The 25,341-nt window shown below is 62.4% G+C and carries 25 protein-coding genes; 14 read left to right on the top strand and 11 right to left on the bottom strand.

The genetic code is table 11. From position 1 onward, the window contains the following. Nucleotides 1-8 precede the first annotated feature (8 nt). The 6 genes from ACX93L_RS13670 (at nucleotide 9) to rsmA (ending at nucleotide 7,572) form a co-directional block, all read left to right on the top strand. Entirely contained in the window at nucleotides 9-1,184 is a 1,176-nt protein-coding gene (locus ACX93L_RS13670; RefSeq protein WP_459405328.1) for an LptF/LptG family permease, read from the top strand. Then, entirely contained in the window at nucleotides 1,181-2,266 is a 1,086-nt protein-coding gene (lptG, locus tag ACX93L_RS13665; RefSeq protein WP_169589098.1) for an LPS export ABC transporter permease LptG, read from the top strand. Before ACX93L_RS13670 ends, lptG begins: the two co-directional genes overlap by 4 nt. After that, on the top strand, nucleotides 2,266-4,611 hold the full coding sequence (locus tag ACX93L_RS13660; protein ID WP_459405327.1) for an LPS-assembly protein LptD: 2,346 nt from the start codon (nucleotides 2,266-2,268) through the stop codon (nucleotides 4,609-4,611). Before lptG ends, ACX93L_RS13660 begins: the two co-directional genes overlap by 1 nt. A gap of 159 nt (nucleotides 4,612-4,770) precedes the next feature. Then, complete coding sequence (locus ACX93L_RS13655) at nucleotides 4,771-5,709, top strand: SurA N-terminal domain-containing protein (protein WP_459405326.1); 939 nt, start codon at nucleotides 4,771-4,773, stop codon at nucleotides 5,707-5,709. A gap of 10 nt (nucleotides 5,710-5,719) precedes the next feature. Then, nucleotides 5,720-6,745, top strand: coding sequence for a 4-hydroxythreonine-4-phosphate dehydrogenase PdxA (gene pdxA, locus ACX93L_RS13650; RefSeq protein ID WP_459405325.1), 1,026 nt, complete (start codon nucleotides 5,720-5,722; stop codon nucleotides 6,743-6,745). After that, nucleotides 6,745-7,572 (top strand): 16S rRNA (adenine(1518)-N(6)/adenine(1519)-N(6))-dimethyltransferase RsmA, encoded by an 828-nt coding sequence (gene rsmA / locus ACX93L_RS13645; RefSeq protein WP_459405324.1) that lies wholly within the window; start codon nucleotides 6,745-6,747, stop codon nucleotides 7,570-7,572. The genes pdxA and rsmA overlap by 1 nt, the downstream gene beginning before the upstream one ends. A 10-nt stretch (nucleotides 7,573-7,582) precedes the next feature. On the opposite strand, the gene ACX93L_RS13640 is transcribed toward rsmA, so the two are convergent. The 8 genes from ACX93L_RS13640 to fabD all read right to left on the bottom strand — a co-directional run bounded on the left by ACX93L_RS13640 (nucleotide 7,583) and on the right by fabD (nucleotide 16,409). Beyond that, complete coding sequence (locus tag ACX93L_RS13640; protein WP_459405323.1) at nucleotides 7,583-9,766, bottom strand: methyl-accepting chemotaxis protein; 2,184 nt, start codon at nucleotides 9,764-9,766, stop codon at nucleotides 7,583-7,585. Between the two features lie 133 nt (nucleotides 9,767-9,899). After that, a complete protein-coding gene (gene gmk / locus ACX93L_RS13635; protein WP_169589127.1) occupies nucleotides 9,900-10,547 on the bottom strand; it encodes a guanylate kinase in 648 nt (215 codons plus the stop codon). A 4-nt stretch (nucleotides 10,548-10,551) separates the two neighbouring features. Continuing rightward, on the bottom strand, nucleotides 10,552-11,442 hold the full coding sequence (locus tag ACX93L_RS13630) for a YicC/YloC family endoribonuclease (RefSeq protein WP_459405322.1): 891 nt from the start codon (nucleotides 11,440-11,442) through the stop codon (nucleotides 10,552-10,554). 21 nt (nucleotides 11,443-11,463) lie between these two features. Further along, entirely contained in the window at nucleotides 11,464-12,681 is a 1,218-nt protein-coding gene (mltG, locus tag ACX93L_RS13625) for an endolytic transglycosylase MltG (RefSeq protein ID WP_459405321.1), read from the bottom strand. Nucleotides 12,682-12,796: 115 nt separating this feature from the next. Continuing rightward, nucleotides 12,797-14,056 (bottom strand): beta-ketoacyl-ACP synthase II, encoded by a 1,260-nt coding sequence (gene fabF / locus ACX93L_RS13620; RefSeq protein WP_459405320.1) that lies wholly within the window; start codon nucleotides 14,054-14,056, stop codon nucleotides 12,797-12,799. A gap of 118 nt (nucleotides 14,057-14,174) precedes the next feature. Beyond that, complete coding sequence (locus ACX93L_RS13615) at nucleotides 14,175-14,411, bottom strand: acyl carrier protein (protein ID WP_099059947.1); 237 nt, start codon at nucleotides 14,409-14,411, stop codon at nucleotides 14,175-14,177. 281 nt (nucleotides 14,412-14,692) lie between these two features. After that, nucleotides 14,693-15,430, bottom strand: a complete 738-nt coding sequence (fabG, locus tag ACX93L_RS13610; protein WP_169589137.1) for a 3-oxoacyl-[acyl-carrier-protein] reductase — start codon at nucleotides 15,428-15,430, stop codon at nucleotides 14,693-14,695. A 34-nt stretch (nucleotides 15,431-15,464) separates the two neighbouring features. Continuing rightward, nucleotides 15,465-16,409 (bottom strand): ACP S-malonyltransferase, encoded by a 945-nt coding sequence (fabD, locus tag ACX93L_RS13605; RefSeq protein ID WP_459405319.1) that lies wholly within the window; start codon nucleotides 16,407-16,409, stop codon nucleotides 15,465-15,467. Nucleotides 16,410-16,616: 207 nt separating this feature from the next. Here fabD and ACX93L_RS13600 point away from each other — a divergent pair, with 207 nt between their 5' ends. The 6 genes from ACX93L_RS13600 (at nucleotide 16,617) to rplI (ending at nucleotide 20,947) form a co-directional block, all read left to right on the top strand. Then, nucleotides 16,617-17,660 (top strand): aldo/keto reductase, encoded by a 1,044-nt coding sequence (locus tag ACX93L_RS13600; protein ID WP_459405318.1) that lies wholly within the window; start codon nucleotides 16,617-16,619, stop codon nucleotides 17,658-17,660. A gap of 8 nt (nucleotides 17,661-17,668) precedes the next feature. Further along, complete coding sequence (locus ACX93L_RS13595) at nucleotides 17,669-18,181, top strand: ClbS/DfsB family four-helix bundle protein (protein WP_459405317.1); 513 nt, start codon at nucleotides 17,669-17,671, stop codon at nucleotides 18,179-18,181. A gap of 272 nt (nucleotides 18,182-18,453) precedes the next feature. Continuing rightward, a complete protein-coding gene (rpsF, locus tag ACX93L_RS13590) occupies nucleotides 18,454-18,909 on the top strand; it encodes a 30S ribosomal protein S6 (protein ID WP_169589144.1) in 456 nt (151 codons plus the stop codon). Between the two features lie 24 nt (nucleotides 18,910-18,933). After that, nucleotides 18,934-19,182, top strand: coding sequence for a 30S ribosomal protein S18 (gene rpsR / locus ACX93L_RS13585; protein WP_028736123.1), 249 nt, complete (start codon nucleotides 18,934-18,936; stop codon nucleotides 19,180-19,182). Between the two features lie 194 nt (nucleotides 19,183-19,376). Continuing rightward, nucleotides 19,377-20,348, top strand: coding sequence for a DUF2232 domain-containing protein (locus tag ACX93L_RS13580; protein ID WP_459405316.1), 972 nt, complete (start codon nucleotides 19,377-19,379; stop codon nucleotides 20,346-20,348). A 23-nt stretch (nucleotides 20,349-20,371) separates the two neighbouring features. Beyond that, on the top strand, nucleotides 20,372-20,947 hold the full coding sequence (rplI, locus tag ACX93L_RS13575; protein WP_459405315.1) for a 50S ribosomal protein L9: 576 nt from the start codon (nucleotides 20,372-20,374) through the stop codon (nucleotides 20,945-20,947). 99 nt (nucleotides 20,948-21,046) lie between these two features. Here rplI and ACX93L_RS13570 read toward each other — a convergent pair whose 3' ends face one another. Next, nucleotides 21,047-21,535 carry a MarR family winged helix-turn-helix transcriptional regulator gene (locus ACX93L_RS13570; protein WP_459405314.1) on the bottom strand — a complete coding sequence of 163 codons (489 nt, stop codon included), beginning with the start codon at nucleotides 21,533-21,535 and terminating at the stop codon, nucleotides 21,047-21,049. A 317-nt stretch (nucleotides 21,536-21,852) separates the two neighbouring features. Between ACX93L_RS13570 and ACX93L_RS13565 the strand changes: the two genes are divergently transcribed. Next, nucleotides 21,853-23,349, top strand: coding sequence for a replicative DNA helicase (locus tag ACX93L_RS13565; protein ID WP_459405313.1), 1,497 nt, complete (start codon nucleotides 21,853-21,855; stop codon nucleotides 23,347-23,349). Between the two features lie 7 nt (nucleotides 23,350-23,356). Here the strand turns inward: ACX93L_RS13565 and ACX93L_RS13560 are convergent, their stop codons facing one another. Both ACX93L_RS13560 and ACX93L_RS13555 read right to left on the bottom strand, forming a co-directional pair. Then, complete coding sequence (locus tag ACX93L_RS13560; RefSeq protein ID WP_459405312.1) at nucleotides 23,357-23,800, bottom strand: GNAT family N-acetyltransferase; 444 nt, start codon at nucleotides 23,798-23,800, stop codon at nucleotides 23,357-23,359. Further along, nucleotides 23,797-24,243 (bottom strand): rhodanese-like domain-containing protein, encoded by a 447-nt coding sequence (locus ACX93L_RS13555; protein WP_459405311.1) that lies wholly within the window; start codon nucleotides 24,241-24,243, stop codon nucleotides 23,797-23,799. Before ACX93L_RS13555 ends, ACX93L_RS13560 begins: the two co-directional genes overlap by 4 nt. An 87-nt stretch (nucleotides 24,244-24,330) precedes the next feature. Here ACX93L_RS13555 and ftrA point away from each other — a divergent pair, with 87 nt between their 5' ends. Then, complete coding sequence (gene ftrA, locus ACX93L_RS13550; protein WP_459405310.1) at nucleotides 24,331-25,338, top strand: transcriptional regulator FtrA; 1,008 nt, start codon at nucleotides 24,331-24,333, stop codon at nucleotides 25,336-25,338. Nucleotides 25,339-25,341 lie beyond the last annotated feature (3 nt).

The following is a 25,341-nucleotide window of genomic DNA, read 5'->3' as shown; positions in this document are numbered from 1 at the left end:
GGAACCGAATGAAGCTTCTCGAACTCTACATCCTGCGGCGTGTCGGCCAGATGTTCCTCACCGCGCTCCTGCCGGTGCTGGCGATCATCTGGACAACGCAGGTGTTGGCACGAATCAACCTGGTGACGGACAGCGGACAATCGGTCGGTTCGTTCATGAAGCTTGCGACCCTCATCCTGCCGACCCTCGTTCCGGCCGTGCTGCCTTTCGCGGTGGTGATCGGCATCACCCAGACGCTGACGGCAATGAACAACGATTCGGAACTGGCCGTGATCGACGCGGCCGGTGCGCCGCGCAGCATCATCAACCGCCCGCTCGTCGTCTTCGCAATCGTGCTCAGCGTGTTCTCTTTTTTGATGGCGAACTTCGCCGAGCCGAAGCTGCGTGTCGGCGCACGCCAGATGATCGCGGCGGCCTATGCCGACCTCCTGTCGACCGTCATCGAGGAGAAGAATTTCCGCAAGATCGAGGACGGACTTTACGTGCAGATCTCGGAGCGCCTTTCGGGCCGCATCCTGCGCGGCCTGTTCGTCGCCGATTCGCGCGATCCGGCCTATTCGCTCATCTACTATGCGCGCGAAGGCGCCGTCGACACGAACGGCACGGCGCTGATCATGAAAGACGGCGAAGTGCACCGGAAGTCACTGACCGGCGAAGTCTCGGTGGTGCGCTTCGATTCCTATTCCTTCGACCTTTCGGACCTGTCCCAGACACGCGGGCAGGCGCGACTCAACGCTATCGACCGCGACCTCTCCTTCCTGCTCAATCCCGACATGAGCGATCCTGACGTCGCGAGAAAGATCGGCGATTATCGCAGCGAACTGCACCGCCGCATGAGCAACTGGATGCTGCCGCTCGTCTTTGCCCTGATTTCGCTCGTTCTGTGCGGCAACGCACGCTCGCATCGCGAGGCGCGTGTACACCCCATGGCAACGGCGCTGACGCTGTCGCTCGGCATCTACTGGATCTCGAACTACACCGTGAAGCTGGTTGAAGGGTCGGCCAATTTCGTGCCGCTGGTCTATGCCGTTCCGATCGTCACCGGCGGATATGCCGCCTACCTGCTCTATCGGGGCAAGTCGTTGCGGATGCCGCGCTGGCTCAATGCAGTTTTCACGCGACTGTGGAATATGGCGACCGCGCCGTTCCTAAACCGCCGATCCTCCACTAAGGGCTCGGCGTGATGATTACGACGCTCGGCCGCTACTTCTTCAGGCGCTATGCACTGACAATGCTCTGGTTTCTGACCGGGGTGGTCGCCATCATCTTCCTCATCGACTTCAGCGAGAACTCCGGCCGGCTGGCCGGGCGCGGATTCTTTTCGGTCTGGGGCCTTCTCTGGCTGACGGCGTTGCGCCTGCCCCTCATCCTGCAGCAGACGATCCCCTTCATCACGCTTTTCGTCGGGATGACGACGCTGATTGCACTCAACCGAAAGTCGGAACTGGTCGTGGCGCGCGCTGCCGGCATATCGGTCTGGCAGTTCATGACGCCCTTCCTGTTCGGCGCCTTGCTGGTCGGACTTGCCACCACCCTGCTGGTCAATCCACTCGCGGCCTGGGGACAGAGGCAGGCCCTGTTCATCGAGGCGAGTTCCCGCGACAGCGACAGCCCGAAATCCGCGAATGCCGTGCCGTGGCTCAGGCAGATCAGCGGCAATACCGACGTGGTGATCGGTGCGCAGACCGTTCTCGAGGACGGAACCTTCCTTGTCGACGCAACCCTCATTCATTTCGACAGCGACGGTCGCATCATTCTGAGACAGGATGCCCAGTCGGCAAAGTTGGAACATGGTTACTGGTTGCTTACCGAAGTTACGGAAACGCGGCCGGGCGAAATACCCACAAGGCTCGCCACAGCCAAAGTCAGTACCAATCTGAAACAGGAATTCGTCCAGGAGCGTCTCGCGCAGCCGGAGACCGTTGCTTTTTATGACCTTTCGGAAAAAATCGCAGTGGCAAAATCCTTCGGCGTATCGACAAAGGCACTCGAAACGCAGTTCCATTCACTGCTCTCGCTACCCTTCCTTCTGGTCGCAATGACGTTGATCGCCGCAACCGTTTCGCTCAAATTCAGCAGGTTCAACCAATCGCGTTCGGCGATTCTGGGTGGAATCCTGTCAGGCTTCGTGCTTTATGTAGTAACCGTGCTTGTTAAGGCATTCGGAAGCAGCGGTGTCGTGCCTCCGTTCGTTGCGGCCTGGGTCCCAGTCGTCGTGGCTTTGGCGGTGGGAGCGACAATTCTGCTTCATCAGGAGGATGGTTAGTGGCGGTAAGTGACCGCAAGAATATCAGAAGGCTAGCAATAGCCCTGCTGACGGGTGCCGCCGTGTGTGCGTTGATGTCTTCCGCCGTGGTCGTCCACGCGCAGGAGGACACTCAGCTGCGTTCCCTCGAGCCGAATCTTCCCGCAGAAACAAAGCTCCTTCTGGCCGCAAACGAACTTGTCTACGACAAGGATTCGCAACGCATCACCGCGACTGGCGCTGTGCAGATTAATTACGGGGGCTACCAGATGGTGGCCCGGCAGGTCGTCTATGACCAGGCAACCGGTCGCGTGACCGCATCGGGCAATATCGAACTGGTCGAGCCGACCGGAAACCGCATCTATGCCGATACGCTCGATGTCACCGACAATTTCGCCGAGGGCTTCGTCAAGACCCTGAGAATCGAGACGAGCGACAACACCCGTCTCGCCGCTGAAAGCGGCGAACGGGTGAACGACACGGACATGATTCTCCACAAGGGCGTCTACACGGCCTGCCTGCCGTGCGCGGACAATCCGGACCGTCCGCCGCTCTGGCAAGTCAAGGCCGAGCGCGTCATCCAGAACGGCAAGAAGCATACGGTCCGCCTCGAGAAAGCGCGATTCGAGCTCTTCGGGCATACGCTCGCCGTGCTGCCGTTCATTGAAGTCCCGGACCATACCGTAAAACGGAAGTCGGGTTTCCTGTTTCCGCAGATGCGGTTCTCGGAGAATCTCGGCTTCGGCCTGACCGTTCCCTACTATTTCGCGATCTCGAACCAGCGTGACGCGACCGTGAAGGCGACCGGCTTCACCAGTCAGGGCGTGCTGCTCGAGGCCGAGATCCGCCAGCGTTTCGAAAAGGGCCAGGCATCGCTGCACTTCGCCGGCATCGACCAGATGAACAGCGACAAGTTCTCGGCAGGCACGAGCGACTCGAATCGCGACCTGCGCGGCATGGTCGGCTCGAAGGGAGCCTTCCAGATCAATCCGCGCTGGTCGTTCGGCTGGGATGTCATGTTCCAGAGCGACAACAATTTCGCGAAGACCTACAAGCTGGAAGGCTTCGGCGAGGACACGCACACCAATCAGGTCTACCTGACCGGCCGCGGCAAGCGTAACTCGTTCGATATGCGCGGTTACTATTTCGACGTCCAGGACGCCGACACCGAAAACACCGCCGAGAAGAAACAGCCGACCGTCATTCCCACGGTCGATTATGCCTATTATGCGCCCGAGCCGATCGCCGGCGGACAGCTGTCTGGCAACATGAACTTCACGTCGCTGGCCCGCTTCAAGTCCGACTTTGTGGATGTCGACACGAATGGCGACGGCGTCACCGACCTCGTCCGCTACCGTGGCCTCGAAGGCGCTTCCACCCGCCTCAGCGGTGAACTCGAATGGAAGAGAACCTTCAGTGTGCCAGGGGGCTTGCAGCTGACGCCGCTCCTTGCTGCGCGCGGCGATGCCTACGGCCTCGACATGGATTCGCCGACCGGCTATGCGGGCGACTATACGTCCGAGTCCTTCGAGACGCGCCACATGATGACGGCCGGGCTTGAAGCCCGCTATCCTATCCTGTTCTCGACGACCAACAGCAGCCATATCGTCGAACCGATCGCGCAGATCTACGCGCGCAATGATGAGCAGCTGGCAGGCATGCTGCCGAACGAAGACGCCCAGAGCTTTGTCTTCGATGCGACAAACCTGTTCGAGCGTGACAAGTTCTCGGGATATGACCGCGTTGAAGGCGGCACCCGCGCCAATGTCGGCATCCGCTACACCGGCAGCTTCGACAACGGCATCGGCCTGCGCGGCATCTTCGGCCAGTCCTACCACATTGCTGGCCTGAACTCCTTCGCGACCAAGGACCTCGTCAATGCCGGCGCGAATTCGGGCCTCGAAACCGATGTCTCGGATTATGTCGCCATGGCCGGCATCGACCTGCCGAACGGCATATCTTTGACGACCAATGCTCGGTTTGACGAAGAATCTTGGGATCTGCAGCGTACGGACGCAAGCATGTCGTATTCCAACGACCGCTTTCAGACCTCGCTCATCTATTCGCAGATCGCCGCCCAGCCCGAATACGGGTTCACCGAAGCCAATGACGAGCTCAGCACGTCAAGCTCGATCAAGGTCAGCGAGTACTGGACTGCCTTCGGCTCGCTTGCCTGGGACCTCGATGAGAGCGCGCTCAACAGCAGAAGCGTCGGTATATCCTATGCCGACGAATGCATGGTCTTCACGTTTGCCTATACAGACGAGTTCGACCCGGAAAACGAGACTGCGAGCGACTGGTCGATCGGGGCTCGCCTGACCTTCCGCACGCTTGGCGACATCAATCTCGGCACGGATCAGCTTTGACGGCCTGAGCCGGGTGGTCGAGGCATCTTCTGCACATGGCTGCGGCGTCATTGTTTCGCCGCAGGAATTGTGCAATGGGTCCGGCACGATATACTTTTACTCGACTATGCGTATGCGGGCGCGTGCCGTTATGCGGCGCTCCGCGGGAAAGGAAGACCGATGGCCATTGCAAACAAGGGAAAGCAGATGGTGCTCGCCTGTGCGATCGCGCTGGCGCTGGTGGCAGGAGACCTGTCGGTCGCCCCAGTGGCTCAGGCCGCAAGCCAGGTTGTCGCCGTCGTGAACAAGACTGCGATCACGAATGGTGATGTCGCACGCCGCACCGCGTTCCTCCGCCTGCAGCGCCGCAAGGGCAACATTGCCAAGATCGCCAAAGAAGAGCTGGTCGACGAAGTCCTGAAGCGCCAGGAGATCGCCCGCGTCGGCATGTCGGTGAGCACCGCCGATGTCGATGCCGCCTTCGCGCGCTTTGCATCCTCCAACAAGATGACGCCGCAGCAGTTGACGGGCATCCTTGGACAGGCCGGTGTCGGCGCCGACCATTTCAAGGCCTATATCGCCGTCTCGATGAGCTGGCCGCGGTTGGTCAACGCCCGCTACGGCTCGAAGGGCAAGCTCTCCAACCAGGAACTCGTCACGCGCCTCCTGGAAAACAAGCAGAAGCCGGTCACGACCGAATACTTCCTCAAGCAGGTCATCTTCGTCGTGCCCGCATCCAAGAAGGGCAGCATCGGCAAGCGCAAGGCGGAAGCTGAACGGTCGCGCGCCGATTTCCCCGGATGCGACGGTGCGATGGAGTTCGCGAAGAACTATCTCGACGTCTCGATCCGCAATCTCGGTCGCGTTCTCGAGCCCGAACTGCCGGCCGATTGGAAGCCGCTGATCGAAAAGGCAAAGAACGGCACGACCGGAACGCGCGTCACCGAGCGTGGCGTCGAATATCTCGCGATCTGCAACGAGCGTGAGGTCTCCGACGACGTCGCGGCAGAGGTTGTCTTCCGCGCCGAGGATCTCGGCAAGGACAAGAAGGAAGACAACCCGAACGCCACGAAGTATCTCGAAGATCTGCGCTCCAAGGCCCAGATCATATACAATTGAGCCGTAACGAATGACATTTTCCGATAACCTTCCGCTTGCACTCAGCCAGGGCGACCCGGCGGGTATCGGGCCAGACATCGCGCTGACCGCCTGGGCAAACCGGGCGGAGCTTCAGCTGCCTCCCTTCGTCTTCGTCGGCGATCCGGCCGTTCTGAAGGTTCGGGCGCGCGAACTCGACCTCGAGGTTCCACTCAAGGAAACCGATGCCGAAGGTGCTGTCTCTGCGTTCGGCTCGGCGATGCCGGTCCTGCCAGTCGCCCTCGGCGTCGACGTTGTTGCAGGGGAACCGCATGTGGCGAACGCCAAGGGCACCATCGCCGCTATCGAGACCGCGGTCGACCTCTGCTTTGCCGGCAAGGCGCGGGCGATGGTCACCAATCCGATCGCCAAGTCGGTGCTTTACGAGGCGGGTTTCGGTTTCCCTGGCCATACGGAGTTTCTCGCCGAGCTCGCGCGACGTCACACCGGCGAAACCTATCGTCCGGTGATGATGCTGGCTGGCCCGAAAGTACGGGCGGTGCCGGTGACGATCCACATCCCCATCAAGGACGTGCCCGCGGCCCTCACCGAAGAGGCGATCATCGCAACCTGCCGAATCATCGCGGGCGATCTCAAGGCACGCTTCGGTCTTGCCCATCCGCGGCTCGCCGTGGCCGGTCTGAACCCGCATGCCGGTGAATCCGGCGCAATCGGTCATGAGGACGAGGATGTCATTCATCCGGCCATCATCAAGCTTCGTGACGAGGGCATCGACGCATTCGGCCCCCTGCCCGCGGACACGATGTTCCATGACGATGCCCGACGCCGCTACGACGTTGCCGTCTGCATGTATCACGACCAGGCCCTCATTCCAGTCAAGGCGCTCGGCTTCGACGATTCCGTCAATGTTACGCTCGGCCTGCCCTTCATCCGCACGTCGCCGGATCACGGCACCGCCTTCGGCATCGCCGGCAAGGGCATCGCCCGTGCGGACAGCCTCGTGGCCGCGCTGAAGCTTGCCGACGAGATCAGCCGGAAAACCGAAGCGAAGTCCTGATGGCCGCGATCGACGGACTGCCGCCGCTACGCGAAGTGATTGCCCGCCACGGGCTCGACGCACGCAAGGCGCTCGGCCAGAACTTCCTGCTCGACCTCAACCTCACCCAGAAGATCGCCCGCACGGCCGGTCCGCTCGAGGGCGTAACCGTGTTCGAGGTCGGCCCGGGCCCAGGCGGCCTCACGCGGGCCATCCTGTCGCTCGGCGCGAAGAAGGTGATTGCCGTCGAACGTGACGCCCGTTGTCTGCCCGCGCTGGCGGAGATCGCCGATCACTATCCCGGGCGGCTCGAGGTGATCGAAGGCGATGCCCTGAAGACCGATTTCGAGGGCATGGCACCGGAAGGTCCCGTCAGGATCATCGCCAACCTGCCCTACAATGTCGGCACGCAGTTGCTGATCAACTGGCTTCTGCCGAAGGCCTGGCCTCCGTTCTGGGAGTCGTTGACTCTGATGTTCCAGAAGGAAGTGGGCCTGCGCATCGTCGCTCGCGAGGATGACGACCACTACGGCCGCCTGGGCGTCCTCTGCGGCTGGCGGACGCAGGCGCAGATGGCCTTCGACGTCCCGCCGCAGGCGTTCACGCCACCGCCGAAGGTGACCTCATCGGTGGTTCACCTGATCCCGCGCGCGGAACCCCTGCCCTGCGATGTCGGCAAACTCGAGCGTGTAACCCTTGCCGCCTTCGGTCAGCGGCGCAAGATGCTTCGGCAAAGCCTCAAGCCGCTCGGTGGCGAGGCACTGCTCGCTAAGGCCGGCATCGATCCGGCACGGCGGGCCGAGACACTCTCCGTCGCCGAATTCGTGGCGTTGGCCAACAATCTCTGATCTTATAACATCATGCCGCGCGCGCCGGCCTCTGGCCGCGCGTGGAGAGGTTGAACAGGCCCACCTGACCATTCAGGCGGTCTGCTTCCGTCGCCAATCCGTGCGTCGATGCATTGGTTTCCTCGACCATCGCCGCATTCTGCTGGGTCACCTGGTCCATCTGATTGATCGCGGCCGTGATTTCCTTGAGAGACGCGGACTGCTCGCGCGCGGCGCGGACGATGGCGGCGACTTCCTCGTTGATCAGCGAGACATGCCCCTCGATGCCCCTCAGTGCATTTCCGGTTTCGCCGACCAGGGTGACACCAGCCTTGACCTCCAGAGCCGAACGCTCGATCAGCTGCTTGATCTCGCGCGCGGCATCCGCCGATCGCTGCGCCAACTCGCGCACTTCCTGCGCCACCACGGCAAAGCCCTTGCCCGCCTCGCCCGCACGCGCGGCTTCCACGCCGGCGTTGAGGGCAAGCAGGTTCGTCTGGAAGGCAATCTGATCGATGACACCGATGATCTGGCTGATCTGCACGGAGGACTGTTCGATCCGGTTGATCGCATCAACGGCATTCACGACGACGTCCTCCGAACGCTTGGCATCGACCGTTGCACGGCCGACCAGCATACCGACTTCCTCCGCGCGCTTCGCGGAGACGGCGAGCGTGTTCGTCACCTCGCCCAATGAGGCCGATGCTTCCTCGAGCGCCGCAGCCTGACGCTCGGTGCGCTGCGCGAGGTTGTCCGCCGCCCGCTGCAGTTCTACCGCGCCGCTGTGGATGGTACCCGTGCTGACCCCGATCGTCGACATTACGGTAAGCAATCTGTCCATCGAGCTGTTGAAGTTGCTTCGCAGGCGATCGAGATCTGCAGAGAAGGGATTCTCTACGCGATAGCCCAGATCCCCCGCCGCGAGCGCATCGAGCCCGACAGCCAGTTGTTCGACCGCAAAGGCGATCTCGGCGGCGCGTTGGGCGCGTTCGCGTTCGGCCTGCTGTTCCAAGGCGTTCCTGGCTTCCAGGGATCGCATTTCCTCCTCATGCTTGCGCGCCGCCTCCTCCTGGGAGTTGGCGATGCAGCGGCGAATGGCCTGCCCCATGGAACCGATCTCGTCCTTGCCCTCCGAGTGGATGAGGTGAACGTCGATCTCGCCGTCGGCGAGCTTCTGGACCGCACCGGTCAGCATGGTCAGGGGCCGCAGAACCGTGAAGGCGATCGAACCGGCGAGCGCGATGGCGAGCAGCAGGGCCCCGGCGCCGATTGCGACGACGACCATCAGGTGGCGCTGTTCCGCGTCGGCGATACCCACCGCCTCGGCGATGATACCGGCAAGCGTCTGATTCTCGGCCTCCTTGAGCTGCTCGATGCGTGCCGTCGCGGCGGAAAACCACTCCTTGGCGTCGAGCGTTGTGAGGTCCTGCGCGGCACCGCCCTCCAGCATCTTGATGCGGAAGTCCTGAAGTCGGGCTGCGTCCGGCGTTTCCAGCGCCCCCTTGAACTGGTTGCGGAGATCTTCCGGCAGGAGCTCAAGATACTGGCCGAGCAGCGCATTCTGAGCACCGTACATTCCCAGGAACGTCATGTAGCGCTGGCGATCAAAACTGCCGGTGAGGAGGAAACCATTGCCCATTCCCCGCTCCTGTCCAGCCACCTCCTTGGCATTCATCAGGAGGTTGTAGGCAACCAGCTTGCTGGTAATCCCCTTGGAGGTCGAGGCGAGGGAGAACTCGCGGGACATGTTCATCAGGTGGCCGATTGTCCCAGTGTAAAAGGTGAAGGCCTCCGCGCCCTTGACCTCCAGCCGGTCGACCCGGCCACGCATATCGTCCAGTCGGGCAATCTCTTCAGCAATTGCGTCAGCATGCCGCGTCATGTCCGGATCGGCCTCCGCCACGATGTCCGCATGCACCTTGGACATCGCCTGCCGGAGAGGATCGGTGATGATGCGTGCCTCGGCAAGCTCCTCGCTGCGCTGAAGTCCCTTCGATCCGATGAAACCGGCGGTCATTCCACGCTCTGCCTGTAGCGCATGCACGAGGTCGCCTATCATCCGCATGTCGTCGCCGACATCCACGAGATGCCTGGCGGACCGGTAATTCTCAAGCGTCGCCCGGACCTGCAGGGCGGAAAGCATAACCATCGCCACGACCGGCACTGCCAATGCAGCAGCCAAACGCCACTTTACCGAAACATCGATCAACCGCACTGCTTATCTCCTTACGGACCGACAACCTGACCGCGAGATTTGAATGCGCTTCGATTTAGTTTTAGTTAAATTACGATACGAGGATAAACAAATAATATCTGATACTTAAAACTACCCCTACATTTCGAGGGGCTTACTTGACCAAAGTCTCGACGAAATCGAAGATGCCGTGACGGCGGTCGCGGCGCAGGCGCTCGGCCTTGACGATAGACTGCACGGCGTCGAAGGCGGACTGCAAGTCATCATTGACGATCACGTAGTCGTATTCGCGCCAGTGGGCGATTTCGGCACGGGAATTGGCGAGCCGCGTCTGGATGACCTCCTCGGTATCCTCGGCGCGCCGGTGCAGGCGCGATTGCAGCTCGGCCATGGTCGGCGGAAGGATGAAAATCGACACGACATCGGCCTTCATCTTCTCCTGCAATTGCTGCGCACCCTGCCAATCGATATCGAAAAGCATGTCGCGGCCCTCGGACATGGCGAGTTCGACAGGCCCACGCGGCGTTCCGTAGAAATTGCCGTGGACCTCGGCCCATTCCAGCAGGGAATCGGAATCCCGCATGCGCTCGAACTCACGTTGCGAGACGAAGTGGTAGTGCACCCCTTCTATCTCGCTCTGGCGGCGCTGGCGCGTGGTGACGCTGACCGACATGCCGATCTGACCGTCATTGGTCATCAGCGTGCGGGAGATGGTCGACTTGCCCGCGCCGGACGGCGACGAGATGACCAGCATCAGCCCACGGCGTGCGATCTCAACCTTGTTTCCCCTGCCCTCAGCCATCAGCTCACTCCAAATTCTGGACCTGTTCGCGGAACTGGTCGATCACCACTTTGAGCTCGATGCCGGCCGAGGTGACGGCGACGGCATTCGATTTCGAACAGATGGTATTCGATTCGCGATTGAATTCCTGCGCAATGAAATCGAGTTTGCGGCCGATCGGGCCACCGAGCGTCAGAAGATCACGCGCGGCGGCGACATGCGCCTTCAGACGATCGATCTCCTCGCGCAGATCGGCCCGTGTTGCGAGCAGCGCGACCTCGGCATGCAGTCGGTCCCGATCAAGCTTGGCCGAACCGTCGAGCAGAACCGCGATCTGGTTCTCGAGCTTGCGGGCGATCTCTTCTGGCTGGCGGGAGGGATCGGCTTCGACCTGCAGCGCCAGTTCCTCGATTCGGGTGATCTGATCCGAAAGCAGGCGGAAGAGCGCATCGCCTTCGATGCGGCGCATGTCGCACAATGCATGCACGGCCGTTTCCAGGCCGGAAACGATATCTGCATCGCGCCGGGCGACCGCCTCGCTGTCGTCGACAGCTTCCTTGAACTCGACGAGGCCGCGGATCGACAGCAGGGCATCGAGACGCAGAGGAGCGGGATCGACGAGATCGCCGCCCAGTTCGTCGCGCAGCTTCAGCACAGCGTCAAGCGCATCGCGGTTCAACACAGCCTCGACGCGGTTCTCGCTCGTCTGGACCGTGAGCGCGACCTGCAGATTGCCGCGGGTGACATATTGGCCGAGCGAGCGCCGGACATCCGCCTCGAAGTGCTCCATGCCCTGCGGCAGACGGATCCGGATGTCGAGGCCCTTGCCGTTGACCGAGCGCAGTTCCCAGGCCCAGCGGTGCCGGCCGCTGGTGCCTTCGCTGCGGGCGAAACCGGTCATGGATTGCAGTGCCATCGCCCTGTCCTCGGTTGGAGACTAGTTCTTTTTCTTCTTGGTCGTGGCCGCATCCGGATCGGCCTCGGGCGCTGCGTCCACTGCCGCACCCGGGTCCTCACCGCGTTCAGCCTCGATCTTGCGCCAACGCTTGACGTTCGCGTTGTGCTCGTCGAGCGTCGCGGCGAAGACATGGCCGCCCGTGCCGTCGGCGACGAAATAGAGATCCTTCGTCTTCCAAGGTTGTGCGACCGCCTCGAGAGCGGCACGGCCCGGATTGGCGATCGGTCCCGGCGGAAGCCCCTTGATCACATAGGTGTTGTAGGGCGTTTCCTTCTTCAGGTCCGACTGGTAGATCGGTCGGTCGGCCGGTTTACCGTCACCGCCGAAGAGACCGTAGACGATGGTCGGGTCGGACTGCAGCCGCATCCCCTTGGTCAGGCGGTTTATGAAGACGGAAGCGACATGCGCGCGTTCGTCGTCCTTGCCGGTTTCCCGTTCGACGATCGAAGCGAGGACGACGAATTCCTCCTTCGTCTTCAGCGGCAGGTCGGGATCGCGCTTCTCCCAGATCTGGTCGACCAGCTTCTGCTGGGCAGCCGCCATCTGACTGACGATCTCCGCGCGCTTCGTGCCGCGCGAATACTTGTAGGTGTCGGGACGCAGGGACCCTTCCACAGGTAACTGGGCCGGCAGTTCGCCTTCGAGAACCGTGTCTTCGGCAAGCTTCTTGAACATCTGCCTGACGGTCAGGCCTTCCGGAAACGAGATCGCATAGAGGATCGACTTGCCCGACTTCAGGAGATCCATGATCTCCTTCATCGTCGCGCCGGCCTTGATCTCGTATTCGCCGGCCTTTAGCGTCTCTCCCTCTTCGAGATAGGTCGAGGTCACGTGACGGAAGATGCGGGCGTCGGCGATAATGCCGTTACGCTCGAGGCCGCTGGCGATTTCGGACAGGCCCGCCCCGTTGCGCACGACGAAATTGGTGTTGGTCGCGAGCGGGCCCGGGTTCTGGTAGACCGACATAACGTAGAAGAAGCCGGCGACTGCCGCGATGCAGACGGCCACCGCCATCGTCATCAGGAAGTTCAGGAAGATCACGAGCTGGCTGCGGGCCTTGCGCGAACGGCGCGGCGGCTGGGGCACCCGTTCGGGACGGAGCGCCTCGGTCGGCGACTTCGGGATGATCGGCCCCTTGGCGGCGCTTTCCGCATCCCGGCCGAAGGAACTCCCGCTGTTCTGGCTGTTGTCGGTCACCGGCAATCCTCTTCAAATCGGTATCGCTGCTGTCTGGTCGAGCAATACGGCAAAAAGCAGGTGAATGCCGCGCTGTGCACGCGGCATCCGCCCAAGCCTGTTCTCTTCGCGGCCGTCAGTCCTGGTAGCGGCGCAGCACCAGGGAGGCGTTGGTGCCGCCAAATCCGAAGGAGTTGGACAGCGCAACGTTGATCTCGCGCTTGCGCGCCTTGTGCGGCACAAGATCGATCGCCGTCTCGACGGAGGGGTTGTCGAGGTTGAGGGTCGGCGGCGCAATGTTGTCCCGAATGGCAAGCGCGGAGAAGATCGCCTCGACGGCACCGGCCGCACCGAGAAGGTGGCCGATTGCGGACTTGGTCGAGGACATGGAGATCTTCGAGGCATGCTCGCCGACCAGGCGTTCGACGGCGCCAAGCTCGATGGTATCAGCCATGGTCGAGGTGCCGTGCGCATTGATGTAGTCGATGTCGCCGGCGGTCAGGCCGGCGCGCTTCAGCGCCATCGTCATGCAACGGAACGCGCCGTCGCCGTCTTCGGACGGCGCGGTAATGTGGAAGGCGTCGCCGGAAAGGCCGTAGCCGACCACTTCCGCGTAGATCTTGGCGCCGCGCGCCTTGGCATGCTCGAGTTCCTCGAGAACGACGATGCCGGCGCCTTCGCCCATGACGAAGCCGTCACGGTCCCTGTCGTAGGGGCGCGAAGCCGCGGTCGGATCGTCATTGCGGGCCGTCGAAAGCGCCTTACAGGCAGCAAAGCCCGCAAGCGAGATACGGCTGATCGGCGATTCCGTGCCGCCGGCGACCATCACGTCGGCGTCGCCGAGCGCGATCAGGCGTGCAGCATCGCCGATCGCATGCGCGCCGGTCGAGCAGGCCGTAACGACCGAATGATTGGGGCCGCGCAGCTTGTGGCGGATCGAAACCTGGCCTGAGGCGAGGTTGATCAGGCGGCCGGGAATGAAGAACGGCGAAAGGCGGCGCGGGCCCTTGTCGCGCAGGATGTGCCCTGCCTCGACGATACCCTCGATGCCACCGATACCGGAGCCGATCAGCACGCCGGTCGCGCACTGGTCGTCATAGGTCTGCGGCTCCCAGCCGGCATCCTTCAACGCCATGTCGGCGGCAGCGATCGCGTAAATGATGAAGAGATCGACCTTGCGTTGCTCCTTGAGCTCCATCCAGTCGTCCGGATTGAAGGCGCCCTCGGCGTCGCCGGTCGGAATACGGCAAGCAATCTTGGCCGGAAGGTCTTCGACCTCGAATTCGGTAACGAGGCGGGCGCCACTTTCGCTGGCGAGAAGTCTCGACCAGGTCAGTTCAGTTCCACACCCCAGCGGAGATACCATGCCGGTACCGGTGATAACGACACGTCTCATCGCCCGTAATCCACCCCACTCTTGCAGCCGATGTCATTTGAAAACAGCAAGGCCCGCAGATCGCGGGCCTTTGCGAGACGGGCGATCGAAACCGCCCTCCCGCTATGCTTGAAATCGATCAGGACTGGGCCTTTTCGATGAACTTGACGGCATCGCCGACGGTCAGGATCGAGTCAGCAGCGTCGTCCGGAATTTCAACGCCGAATTCTTCTTCGAAGGCCATGACCAGTTCGACCGTGTCGAGCGAATCCGCACCAAGATCGTCGATGAAGCTGGCGCCTTCAACAACCTTTTCAGCGTCAACGCCGAGATGATCAACAACAATTTTCTTCACGCGTTCTGCGATATCGCTCATGTCGGTTTCCTCGACCTTCTTAAATTCAGGGCCGTCGTAATGACTTCCCTACCCTGTATTCCGCCGGCCACAAATTTCATGCACCGGCAAACCCGTTCGGCCCCGCCCTTCGCGAACAAACCATGCAATCAAGCGCATAGCTGTCACCTCGAAAGGCGGAACGACTGTTCACAGTCATGGCCCGCTTAACACGGTTTAGCCCCGCCGCAAAGCCAGAAATTCGCCCGCGCCCAGTGGTCAACATGCAATTGAGAAGCCATGGCGCCGCAGGCGAGCAAGGATCAGATCATCGCCATGCCGCCGTTGACGTGCAAGGTCTGTCCGGTCATGTAGCTGGCCTCGTTGGAAGCAAGATAGACGACCGCGGACGCGACTTCCGCGCCGGTGCCCATGCGCTTCATCGGGATCGCCCCCATGATCGCTTCCTTCTGCTTGTCGTTGAGCTTGCCGGTCATGGCGCTCTCGATGAAGCCCGGTGCGACGCAGTTGACCGTCACGTTGCGGCTGGCGATCTCCTGGGCGAGCGACTTCGAGAAGCCGATCATGCCAGCCTTCGAGGCGCAGTAGTTGGCCTGGCCCGGATTGCCGGTGACGCCGACGACGGAGGTGATGTTGATGATGCGGCCGAAACGGCGGCGCATCATCGGATGGGTCAGTTCGCGCGTCAGGCGGAAGACGGCCGTCAGGTTGACTTCGAGCACTGCGTCCCAGTCGGCGTCGCTCATGCGGACGAAGAGACCGTCCTTGGTGATGCCGGCATTGTTGACGAGGATGTCGACGCCTTCGAGTTCGGCCTCGGCCTTCTCGCCGAGTGCCTTGACTTCGTCGCGGTCCGAGAGGTTCGCGGGGAAGATCTTGACGCGTTCGCCGAGTTCGGCGGCGAGCGCCTCGAGCTTCTCGACGCGGGTGCCGTGCAGGCCGACGAGGGCGCCGCGGGCATGAAGCTGGCGGGCGATTTCCTCGCCGATGCCGCCGGTCGCGCCGGTTACAAGGGCCTTGCGGCCGGTCAGGTCAAACATGTTCCTCGTTCCTTGTTCCAGATCATCCAGACGATCAGCCGACGAGCGCGGCAAGTGCCGCATCGATGTCGGCCGCAGCATTGACGGCAATACCGGTGACATTCTTGTCAATGCGACGGGCAAGCCCCGTCAGCACCTTGCCGGAGCCGATTTCATAAAGAGTGGTGACGCCGTTGGCGCCGAACCATTCGACGGTCTCGCGCCAGCGGACCTGTCCGGTCACCTGCTCGACCAGAAGGGCCGCGATCTCGTTCGCGTCGGTGACCGGGGCCGCCCGTACGTTGGCGATCAACGGAACGACCGGGTTCTTCTTCTCGACGGCGGCAAGCGCCTCGCGCATGGCGTCGGCGGCCGGGCCCATCAGGGCCGAATGGAAGGGGGCGGATACCGGAAGCATGATGGCGCGCTTGGCGCCCTTCTCGGTGGCAAGCGCCGCTGCCTTCTCGACGGCAGCCTTGGCGCCCGAGATGACCAGCTGGCCGCCGCCGTTGTCGTTGGCGATCTGGCAGGAGCCGGCAGCCGAAGCCTCGCGGCAGACGGCCTCGACGTCGCCGTGTTCGAGGCCGATGATCGCGGCCATGGCGCCTTCGCCGACCGGAACGGCCGCCTGCATGGCGTTGCCACGGATGCGCAGGAGGCGCGCGGTATCGGCAAGCGAGAACGTACCGGCAGCACAGAGAGCGGAATATTCGCCGAGCGAATGGCCGGCGACATAGGCGACCTTCGACTTCAGGTCGAGCCCGCGGGCTTCAAGCACGCGGATCACGGCCATCGACACGGCCATCAGTGCCGGCTGTGCATTGGCGGTGAGGGTCAGGGTCTCTTCAGGTCCCTCGAACATGGTCGCGGAGAGATTCTGGCCGAGCGCCTCGTCGACTTCGGCGAAGACCGCGCGAGCTTCCGGAAAGGCTTCCGCCAGTTCCTTGCCCATGCCGACGGCCTGACTGCCCTGGCCCGGAAATGTGAATGCAATGCTCATGGGATATTCCTTCTCGGGACGATGTCTTCCCTCGTTTTGCCTTTCCCATTGACGGGTTTTTCCAGTGAGTCAAGACCACGGGCAGCGGCCGGGGACTTTGCCCAACAACAGTTTCCCCGACAGTTTGCTCTTGCGAACGGCCAAATGGCGCCTAAATTCGCCTCGTCATTTCCTTCCCCCAAGACCTTCCATACCGGGACCTTTTCCATGAAGTACAATAAACTGGGCCGTACGGGCATTTCCGTATCCGAAATCTGCCTGGGCACCATGACCTGGGGCTCGCAGAACACCGAAGCGGAAGCCTTCGAGCAGATGGACTATGCGCTCGATAAGGGCGTGAACTTCTTCGACACAGCCGAACTCTACCCGACCACGCCGCTCTCGGCCGACACCTATGCGCTGACGGAAACGATTATCGGCAACTGGTTCGCGAAAACGGGCCGGCGAAAGGACGTCGTGCTCGCCACCAAGGTTGCCGGCTCTGGGCGCCCCTATATCCGCGAGGGCAAACCGATCACGGGCGCCGCCATCCGAGACGCGGTCGATCAGAGCCTCAAGCGCCTGCAGACCGACTATATCGACCTCTATCAGATCCACTGGCCGAACCGCGGGCATTTCCATTTCCGCCAGGCATGGACCTACAATCCCTACAAGCAGGACCGCGAGCGTACGCTTTCGGACATGAACGAGAAGCTTGAGGCCCTCGACGCCTGCGTCAAGGCCGGCAAGATCCGCGCCATCGGTCTCTCAAACGAGACGACCTGGGGCACGCAGCGCTTCATTGCTCTCGCGGAGGCCCGCGGCCTGCCGCGCGTCGCCACCGTCCAGAACGAGTACAACCTGCTCTATAGACACTACGATCTCGACATGGCGGAACTCTCCCATCATGAAGACGTCGGGCTGCTCGCCTACTCTCCCCTCGCGGCAGGCCTCCTGACCGGCAAGTATCTCGACGGCACGAAGCCCGACGGATCACGCGCGTCGATCAACGGCGACCTCGGCGGACGGCTGCAGCCGCTCCAGGAACCGGCCGTGCGGGCCTATGTCGACATGGCCCGAAAGCACGGGCTCGATCCGGCGCAGCTCGCGCTCGCCTTCTGCCTGACCCGACCCTTCGTCGCCTCCGTCATCATCGGCGCGACGACAATGGAGCAGCTGAAGACCGACATCGGCGCGGCCGACGTCACGCTCACCGACGAGATCCTGAAGGAGATCAGCAAGGTGCACCGGGTCTATCCGGCACCGATCTGAGACCGGCCATGGCGGTTCCGACAAGCAAGGTCGAACTTCTGGACGCGATGACGACAGGCTTTGCCAGGCTAGAGGCCGAGCTTGCGTCCATCCGGCCCGAAGACGCGACCTCATCCGATATGGAGGGACATGCGCGCGGAACCGCCATGAGCGTCAACGACCTTCTGGCCTATCTTACCGGATGGGGCCAGTTGGTGCTGAAATGGGTCAGGCTGCGGAACGAGGGCCTGGAGCCGGACTTTCCCGAGACCGGCTTCAAGTGGAACCAGCTCGGCCAGCTTGCCCAGAAATTTTATCGGGACCAGTCCGGCCTCGACTTCCCGACGCGCGTCGAGCGGCTCCGTGCCACGCATGCGCAACTCGTGGCGCTGGTTGCTGGCCTGGACGACGCCGCGCTGTACGGACACGGGTGGTATGAAAAGTGGACGCTCGGGCGGATGATCCAGTTCAATACGGCTTCGCCCTATGCGAATGCGCGGGCGCGGATCCGCAAGTGGAAGAAGACGCGCGCCGAAGCGTGAGCGGCTTTTTGCCGAACAAGCCTTGCCTTCCCGGCGAAAATGCGTATAAGCGCGCTGTTCACAACACCCGGTCTCATGGCTGGTGGCTGAACGGAGGGCCGGTTCCAGCGATGGGACCGCAGGAACCACAGGGGTTCCGGCCTCCCGTGTCTCCGCTCTCGACCGTCTCGATACAACAGCTTTTCTTGCCTTGGGTTTCCCAAACAGGAGCAGTCGTTGAGGCTTAGCGCCGGATCCCGGGTGACGACAACCGCAAGAAAGGCAAAGCTGTCATGGCTCTTTACGAACATGTATTCCTTGCCCGGCAGGATATGTCCGCTCAGCAGGTTGATGCCCTCGTCGAACAGTACAAGGGCGTCATCGAAGCTAACGGCGGCAAGGTCGGGCGCGTAGAAAACTGGGGCCTCAAGTCCCTCACCTACCGCATCAAGAAGAACCGCAAGGCTCACTACGCACTCATGGACATCGAAGCTCCGGGTGCAGCGATCCACGAAATGGAACGCCAGATGCGCATCAACGAAGACGTTCTTCGTTACATGACCATCGCTGTTGAAGCCCACGAAGAAGGCCCGTCTGCCATGATGCAGAAGCGCGACCGCGACGACCGTCCGCGTCGTGACGGCGACGACCGTGGTCCGCGCCGCGACTTCGGCGACCGTGGTCCGCGTCCGGACCGTGGCCCCCGTGAAGGTGGCTTCGAGCGTCGTCCGCGCGAAGACCGCGCGTAATTTCGAGCACAAGGAGAAAACACAATGGCTGATGCATCCTCTGCTCCGGCACGCCGCCCGTTCCATCGTCGTCGCAAGACCTGCCCCTTCTCGGGCGCGAACGCACCGAAGATCGACTACAAGGACGTTCGTCTCCTGCAGCGCTACATTTCCGAGCGCGGCAAGATCGTTCCTTCGCGTATCACCGCAGTTTCCCAGAAGAAGCAGCGCGAACTGGCCCAGGCCATCAAGCGCGCCCGCTTCCTCGGCCTGCTGCCGTACGTCGTCGCCTAATTGACTTCGAAGCCTGCCGGGCAACCGGCGGGCTTCATCCCTTCCGCGTTGGGCGCGGATCGGAACCAGGGCCTGGAAGCGGGCTGCTTCACGCGGAGCATCAACGACTTCAGGTGAAATCCCATGTTGGGGACGGACTTCAGGATTTGAATCCGGCTTTTCCCCTAACTGCTTGAACCAGCAGGACAGCGAACGTGACGCAAGTGAATGGACAATTGCTGTTGATCGGCGTGATCGCCGGTATTACCGCCGCCCTGCTGGTGCTGGGCGCGAACGCACAGCCGTCCTTTTCGTCCTTCCTCTATGCCGCCTCGGCGCTCCCCGTCCTGATCGTCGGCCTCGGCTGGGGCAATGTCGCGGCCATCGCCGCGGTTCTGACTGCCGCCCTTCTCGGCGCCATCGCCGTCTCGCCGCTCTTCGCCGTGGCCATGGCGATCTTCACGCTGTTGCCGGCCGGCTGGCTCAGCCACCTCGCCAATCTGGCGCGGCCCGCAGCCGAAATCGGCGGCCCCGACGACCTGATGGCCTGGTATCCGCTGTCGGACATCCTTTTGCATCTCTGCGCGCTCGTCACCCTCGCGATGATCTTCCTCGGGATCATGATCGGCTACGGTCCGGAACTGATCGGCCAGATGGTCGACCTGCTGGCTGCCTCGGTCAATGATCGCGATCCGCTGATGGCGATGGATCCGGCCAGCATCGAGCAGATCAAGCGCCTGATGCTCCTGACAGCCCCGATCATCCAGGGCGGCATGTGGGTGCTGATGCTGTTTGCCGCCTACTACATCGCCATGCGCGTGGTCAGCACGTCCGGCCGGGCGCTTCGCCCGCGCGAGGACCTGCCCTCCTCGCTGCGCATGAACCGCAACGCGGTCTTCGTCTTTCTCGCCGGCATCGTCGCCTGCTTCGTCGGCGGGACGCCGGCGCTGATCGGCGCGACGCTGTGCGGAACCTTCGGCGCGGGCTTCCTGATGGCGGGCTTTGCCTCGCTGCATCTGAGAACCCGCGGCAAGGACTGGCGCCTGCCGGTTCTGGTTCTGGCCTATCTCTCGGCGCCGATGGTGCTGCCGGCCTTCTTCATCCTCGTCCTCGGACTTGCCGACACCCGGCGGACCGTGGCGCTTACACCGGTCCGCAAGACCACCCCCGACAACCCGAAATCTTGAACTCAATCGAAAGGAACAGAGAAATGGAAGTCATCCTTCTTGAACGCATCTCCAAGCTCGGCCAGATGGGCGAAACCGTAAAGGTTCGCGACGGCTTCGCACGCAACTACCTCCTGCCGCTCGGCAAGGCACTGCGCGCCAACGCTGCCAACAAGGCCCGTTTCGAAGCCGAGCGCGCAACGCTCGAAGCCCGCAACCTCGAGCGTAAGTCGGAAGCCCAGAAGGTTGCCGACGCTCTCGGCGGCAAGAGCTTCGTGGTCGTCCGTTCGGCTGGCGAAACCGGCCAGCTCTACGGTTCGGTCGCAGCCCGTGACGTTGCCGATATCCTCGCTGCCGAAGGCTTCAACGTCGGCCGCAACCAGGTCGAGCTCAACACCCCGATCAAGACCATCGGCCTGCACAGCGTAACGCTGCACCTGCATTCCGAAGTCGAAATCGCCGTCGAACTGAACGTCGCCCGTTCGGCTGAAGAAGCCGAGCGCCAGGCAAAGGGCGAAAGCCTGACCTCCGCTGACGCCATCTACGGCGTCGACGAAGACGCTCTTCGTCCGGAAGACTTCTTCGATCCGGAAGCCGACCGCGACGGCGACGAAGAATAAGCTTCAGCCGCAACGGCATGAAGGAACGCCCGGATCACACGATCCGGGCGTTTTCGTTTTCTGGGCGATGAATAGGGCTTCAGCAACCACAAACGATCGTCAGGCCCCTGGGTCGCTGCCGCCCTTCATCGTTAGGAGGTTTGCGAGAAGCTTCTGCGTCACGGCCAGCGCCATCTCCAGTTCGACGAGTTCCATATCCTTCATCAGCACATTGCGGAAATCGTCGGCGATCGAATGCACCTCAAGCGCGGCGATGCGCCCCTCTCCGGTCATGAAGATCCGACGGACACGGCGGTCGCCCTCGGCCGCACGGCGCTCGATCAGGCCGGTTTCCGCCATGGAATCGAGCAGACGCACCAGCGTCGGCGTCTCGATGTCGAGAAGGCCCGCCAATTCGCTCTGGGTGGCGCCCTCCCTTTCCGCAAGCGCGAACAGCACGCGGGCACGCGGCAGCGTCAATCCCTTCTCGCGAACGACGGAATCGAAATGCGCTCTCAGCTTTCTGCTGAAGGCCGCCATTTCGTACATCAGCAAACGTTGTGTTTCCGAACGCGACATGACATCGACCCACATATATATTCGCTTCATAACCATTATCAGGCTATCGAGTTCCCGTCCAAGACGCCAGCGGGAAGCATCTCCATCCCTGCCGCAAAAAGGGCACGCCTTCACGCCACGGAAACAGGCGGCGTCTGACCGATTCGCCTCGCCGGACCTCCGCAAGGAAAATCGGTGGAAACGACACGTTTGACCGGCAGCCTGTGGATAAGAGGGACAAGCCGGTTGTGGGCCGCAAGCCGGCCGATTGCGGCCGGGTGTTGCGGCGATGTCGTTGACTCTCGGAGAGCCAGAAGACAAACCGGTTTTTTGTTGAACGACCATTCGAAAAGAAGACGGTAGCCGCAATGAACGATGCTGCGCGCAAGATCGCTCCCCTCCAACCGGCCGAGCCCCATTACCGGGAAGCGCCGAACAATATCGAGGCCGAACAGGCCCTGCTGGGCGCCATCCTGGTCAACAACGACGCCTATTACCGCGTCTCCGACTTCCTGAAGCCGGACCACCTCTACGAGCCGCTGCACCGCAAGATCTTCGAGGTTGCCGCGGAAATCATCCGCATGGGCAAGACCGCGAACCCGGTGACCATCAAGACCTTCCTGCCGGCGGAGCAGAAGGTCGGCGACCTGACGGTGGCGCAGTATCTTGCCCGCCTCGCGTCCGAAGCCGTCACCATCATCAACGCGGAAGACTACGGCCGTGCGATCTACGATCTGGCGCTGCGCCGTTCGCTGATCACCATCGGCGAGGACATCGTCAACATCGCCTATGACGCACCGCTCGACATGCCGCCGCAGGCGCAGATCGAGGACACGGAACGCCGTCTATTTGCGCTCGCCGAGAACGGCCGCTACGACGGCGGCTTCCAGTCGTTCAATGATGCCGTGGCGCTGGCGATCGACATGGCGGGCGCCGCCTTCGAGCGCGACGGTCACCTGTCGGGCATCTCCACCGGCATCATGTCGCTCGACGCGAAGATGGGCGGCCTGCAGCGCTCCGACTTGATCGTGCTTGCCGGTCGTCCGGGCATGGGCAAGACCTCGCTCGCCACCAACATCGCCTACAACATCGCCGCGGCCTATGAACCGGAAGTCATGCCGGACGGATCGTTCAAGGCGAAGAACGGCGGCGTGGTCGGCTTCTATTCGCTCGAAATGTCGTCTGAACAGCTCGCCACGCGTATCATCTCCGAGCAGACCGAGGTCTCGTCCTCGAAGATCCGCCGCGGTGACATCACCGAGGCCGATTTCGAAAAGCTCGTCGCCTGCAGCCAGATGATGCAGAAGGTGCCGCTCTTCATCGACCAGACCGGTGGTATCTCGATCGCGCAGCTTTCGGCGCGCGCCCGCCGCCTGAAGCGTCAGCGCGGCCTCGACTGCCTGGTGGTCGACTATATCCAGCTGATGACCGGCCACGGCAAGGCGGGTGACAACCGCGTGCAGGAAATCACCCAGATCACCACCGGCCTCAAGGCGCTCGGCAAGGAACTCAACGTTCCGATCATCGCCCTTTCGCAGCTGTCGCGTGGCGTTGAAAGCCGCGAAGACAAGCGCCCACAGCTCTCCGACCTTCGTGAATCGGGTTCGATCGAGCAGGACGCCGACGTGGTGCTCTTCGTGTTCCGCGAGGAATACTATGTGAAGAACATGGAGCCTCGCGACATTTCCGATCCAAAGTATCCGGAATGGGAAGCGCACATGGAGAAGGTCAAGGGTACGGCCGACGTCATCATCGCCAAGCAGCGTCACGGACCAACGGGTACGGTCAAGCTCGCCTTCCAGTCGGAATTCACCCGCTTCGCCGACCTGGCCGATCCAAGCTTCATCGAGTATCAGGAACCCTGATTGTCATTCACACGAGCGGCAGCTTGAAGCGCGCCTTCGGTTCGCAGGCAGCACCTTCGCGCTCGTAGAAGCGGATTGCATTCTCGTTCCATTGCGGCGTCTGCCATTCCAGACGCCGGCATCCGGCAGCGCTCGCCTCGGCACGGACGCGGTCCAGGAGCCGCTTTCCGAGGCCGCCGCCTCTGGCGGCTTCCTCGACGAACAGACAATCGAGATGGGCGTAGCGCTCGCCCGGCCAGATCGCGTAGTCATAGGTAAAGGCCGCATAGGCGATCAGCCTTCTCTCCGCCTCGACCACGAAAATCGTGACCGGCGCCCGGGCATCGGCAAGGACGGCCCGCAACTGCGACTGCGTGATCGTCGTCTGGGCGCGTTCATGGAGCGCATGCGCCTCGATCAGCGCCATGAGGCCGGGGACATCCACCGGCTCGGCCCTTCGGACCATCGTCATTCCCTGTCTTCCACACAGGCCAAGGCGAAGCCCTCGTCGATCCAGCCGGTGAGACCGCCGGCCATGATCTTCACCGGGCGCTCGAGACGAGCGAGCCGCAGCGCGCCCCGGGCGGCACCGTTGCAGTGCGGACCGGCGCAATAGGTGACGAAGATCGTCTCTTCCGGCCACTCGGACATGCGATGCGCGGTGATTTTCCCATGCGGCAGGTTGATGGCACCGGGCACATGTCCCCTCGCATACATGGCAGGGGAGCGGACATCGAGCAGCACGAAATCGGGGCCCTTCGACAGACTGTCATGTACGTCCCAGCAATCGGTCTCGAAAGTGAACTCGGCGGCAAAATGCTCGCGGGCGAGCGCACTCGGTGCGGGTGCGATGGCGGTGACGGCGGTGGTCCCGGATGAAGGCGCGGCTGCGGGGATGGTGGCTTGGCTGGTCATGGGGAATGTCCTTTCGTGTCGATGCCGAACCATCGTCGCGAGCGGAAATCTTGCCAACTGGCGGAAATGCCAATATTCGTAAATATCATGACAAACCATCCTGCTCCCGGTGCCACCGCTGCCTCACCCCTCAGCGGCCCGAAGGTCGTCGCTCTCGTCTATGACGGGCTTTGCACATTCGAGTTCGGCATCGCGGCCGAGATCTTCGGGCTGTCGCGGCCCGAAATGGGCAGCGGTTGGTATCGCTATGCAAGCGCAGCGATCGAAAGCGGCCCGTTGCGCGCCCATGGGGGACTGACCGTCACCGCCGATGGCGGCATGGATCTGCTGGACGAAGCGGACATTATCGTCGTACCCGGCTGGAAAGGTTACGGCGTCCCGGTTCCCGCCGAGCTTTGCCAGAGCTTGCGGCAGTCCCATGCCCGCCGGGCGCGCCTCGTTTCGCTCTGCTCCGGTGCGTTCGTGCTGGCGGCGACCGGACTGCTCGATGGTGGAACGGCCACCACCCATTGGCGCTACGCCTCGGCGCTGCGCGAACAAAACCCGCACCTCACGGTCGACGAGAACTCGCTCTATCGCTGCCACGACCGGATCTACACCGCCGCCGGCAGTGCAGCCGGCATAGATCTCCTGATCGAAATCGTGCGCGAAGACTTCGGCGCGGCGGCGGCAAACTCCGTCGCCCGTCGACTCGTGATGCCGGCCCATCGGGCGGGCGGCCAGGCCCAGTTCCTCGAGCGCCCCGTCGCACAGCGTACGGGAACCGAGATCGCACCGCTTATCGACGAGATTCGGAAAAATCTCGCAAGCAATTGGTATGTCAGTGAAATGGCCAATCGCATGAACATGAGCGAGCGGACGTTCCTGCGCCGATTTCAAGAAGCGACCGGCACTACGCCTGGTGACTGGCTGATTGCCGAACGGATCGAAGCCGCCAAGGAGCGGCTCTGTGGTCAGACCGTGCCCATGGAAGACATCGCTGCGGCTGTCGGGTTCGGATCGGCCTATACGCTGCGCCATCACTTTCGCCGCAAACTCGGCATCAGTCCGAGCGAATACCGCGCACGTTTCATGGCCGAACAGAAGGTGGCCTGAGCG

It is taken from the genome of Rhizobium sp. CAU 1783 (assembly GCF_054551725.1).
This window is presented reverse-complemented; position numbering and strand designations above follow the sequence as displayed.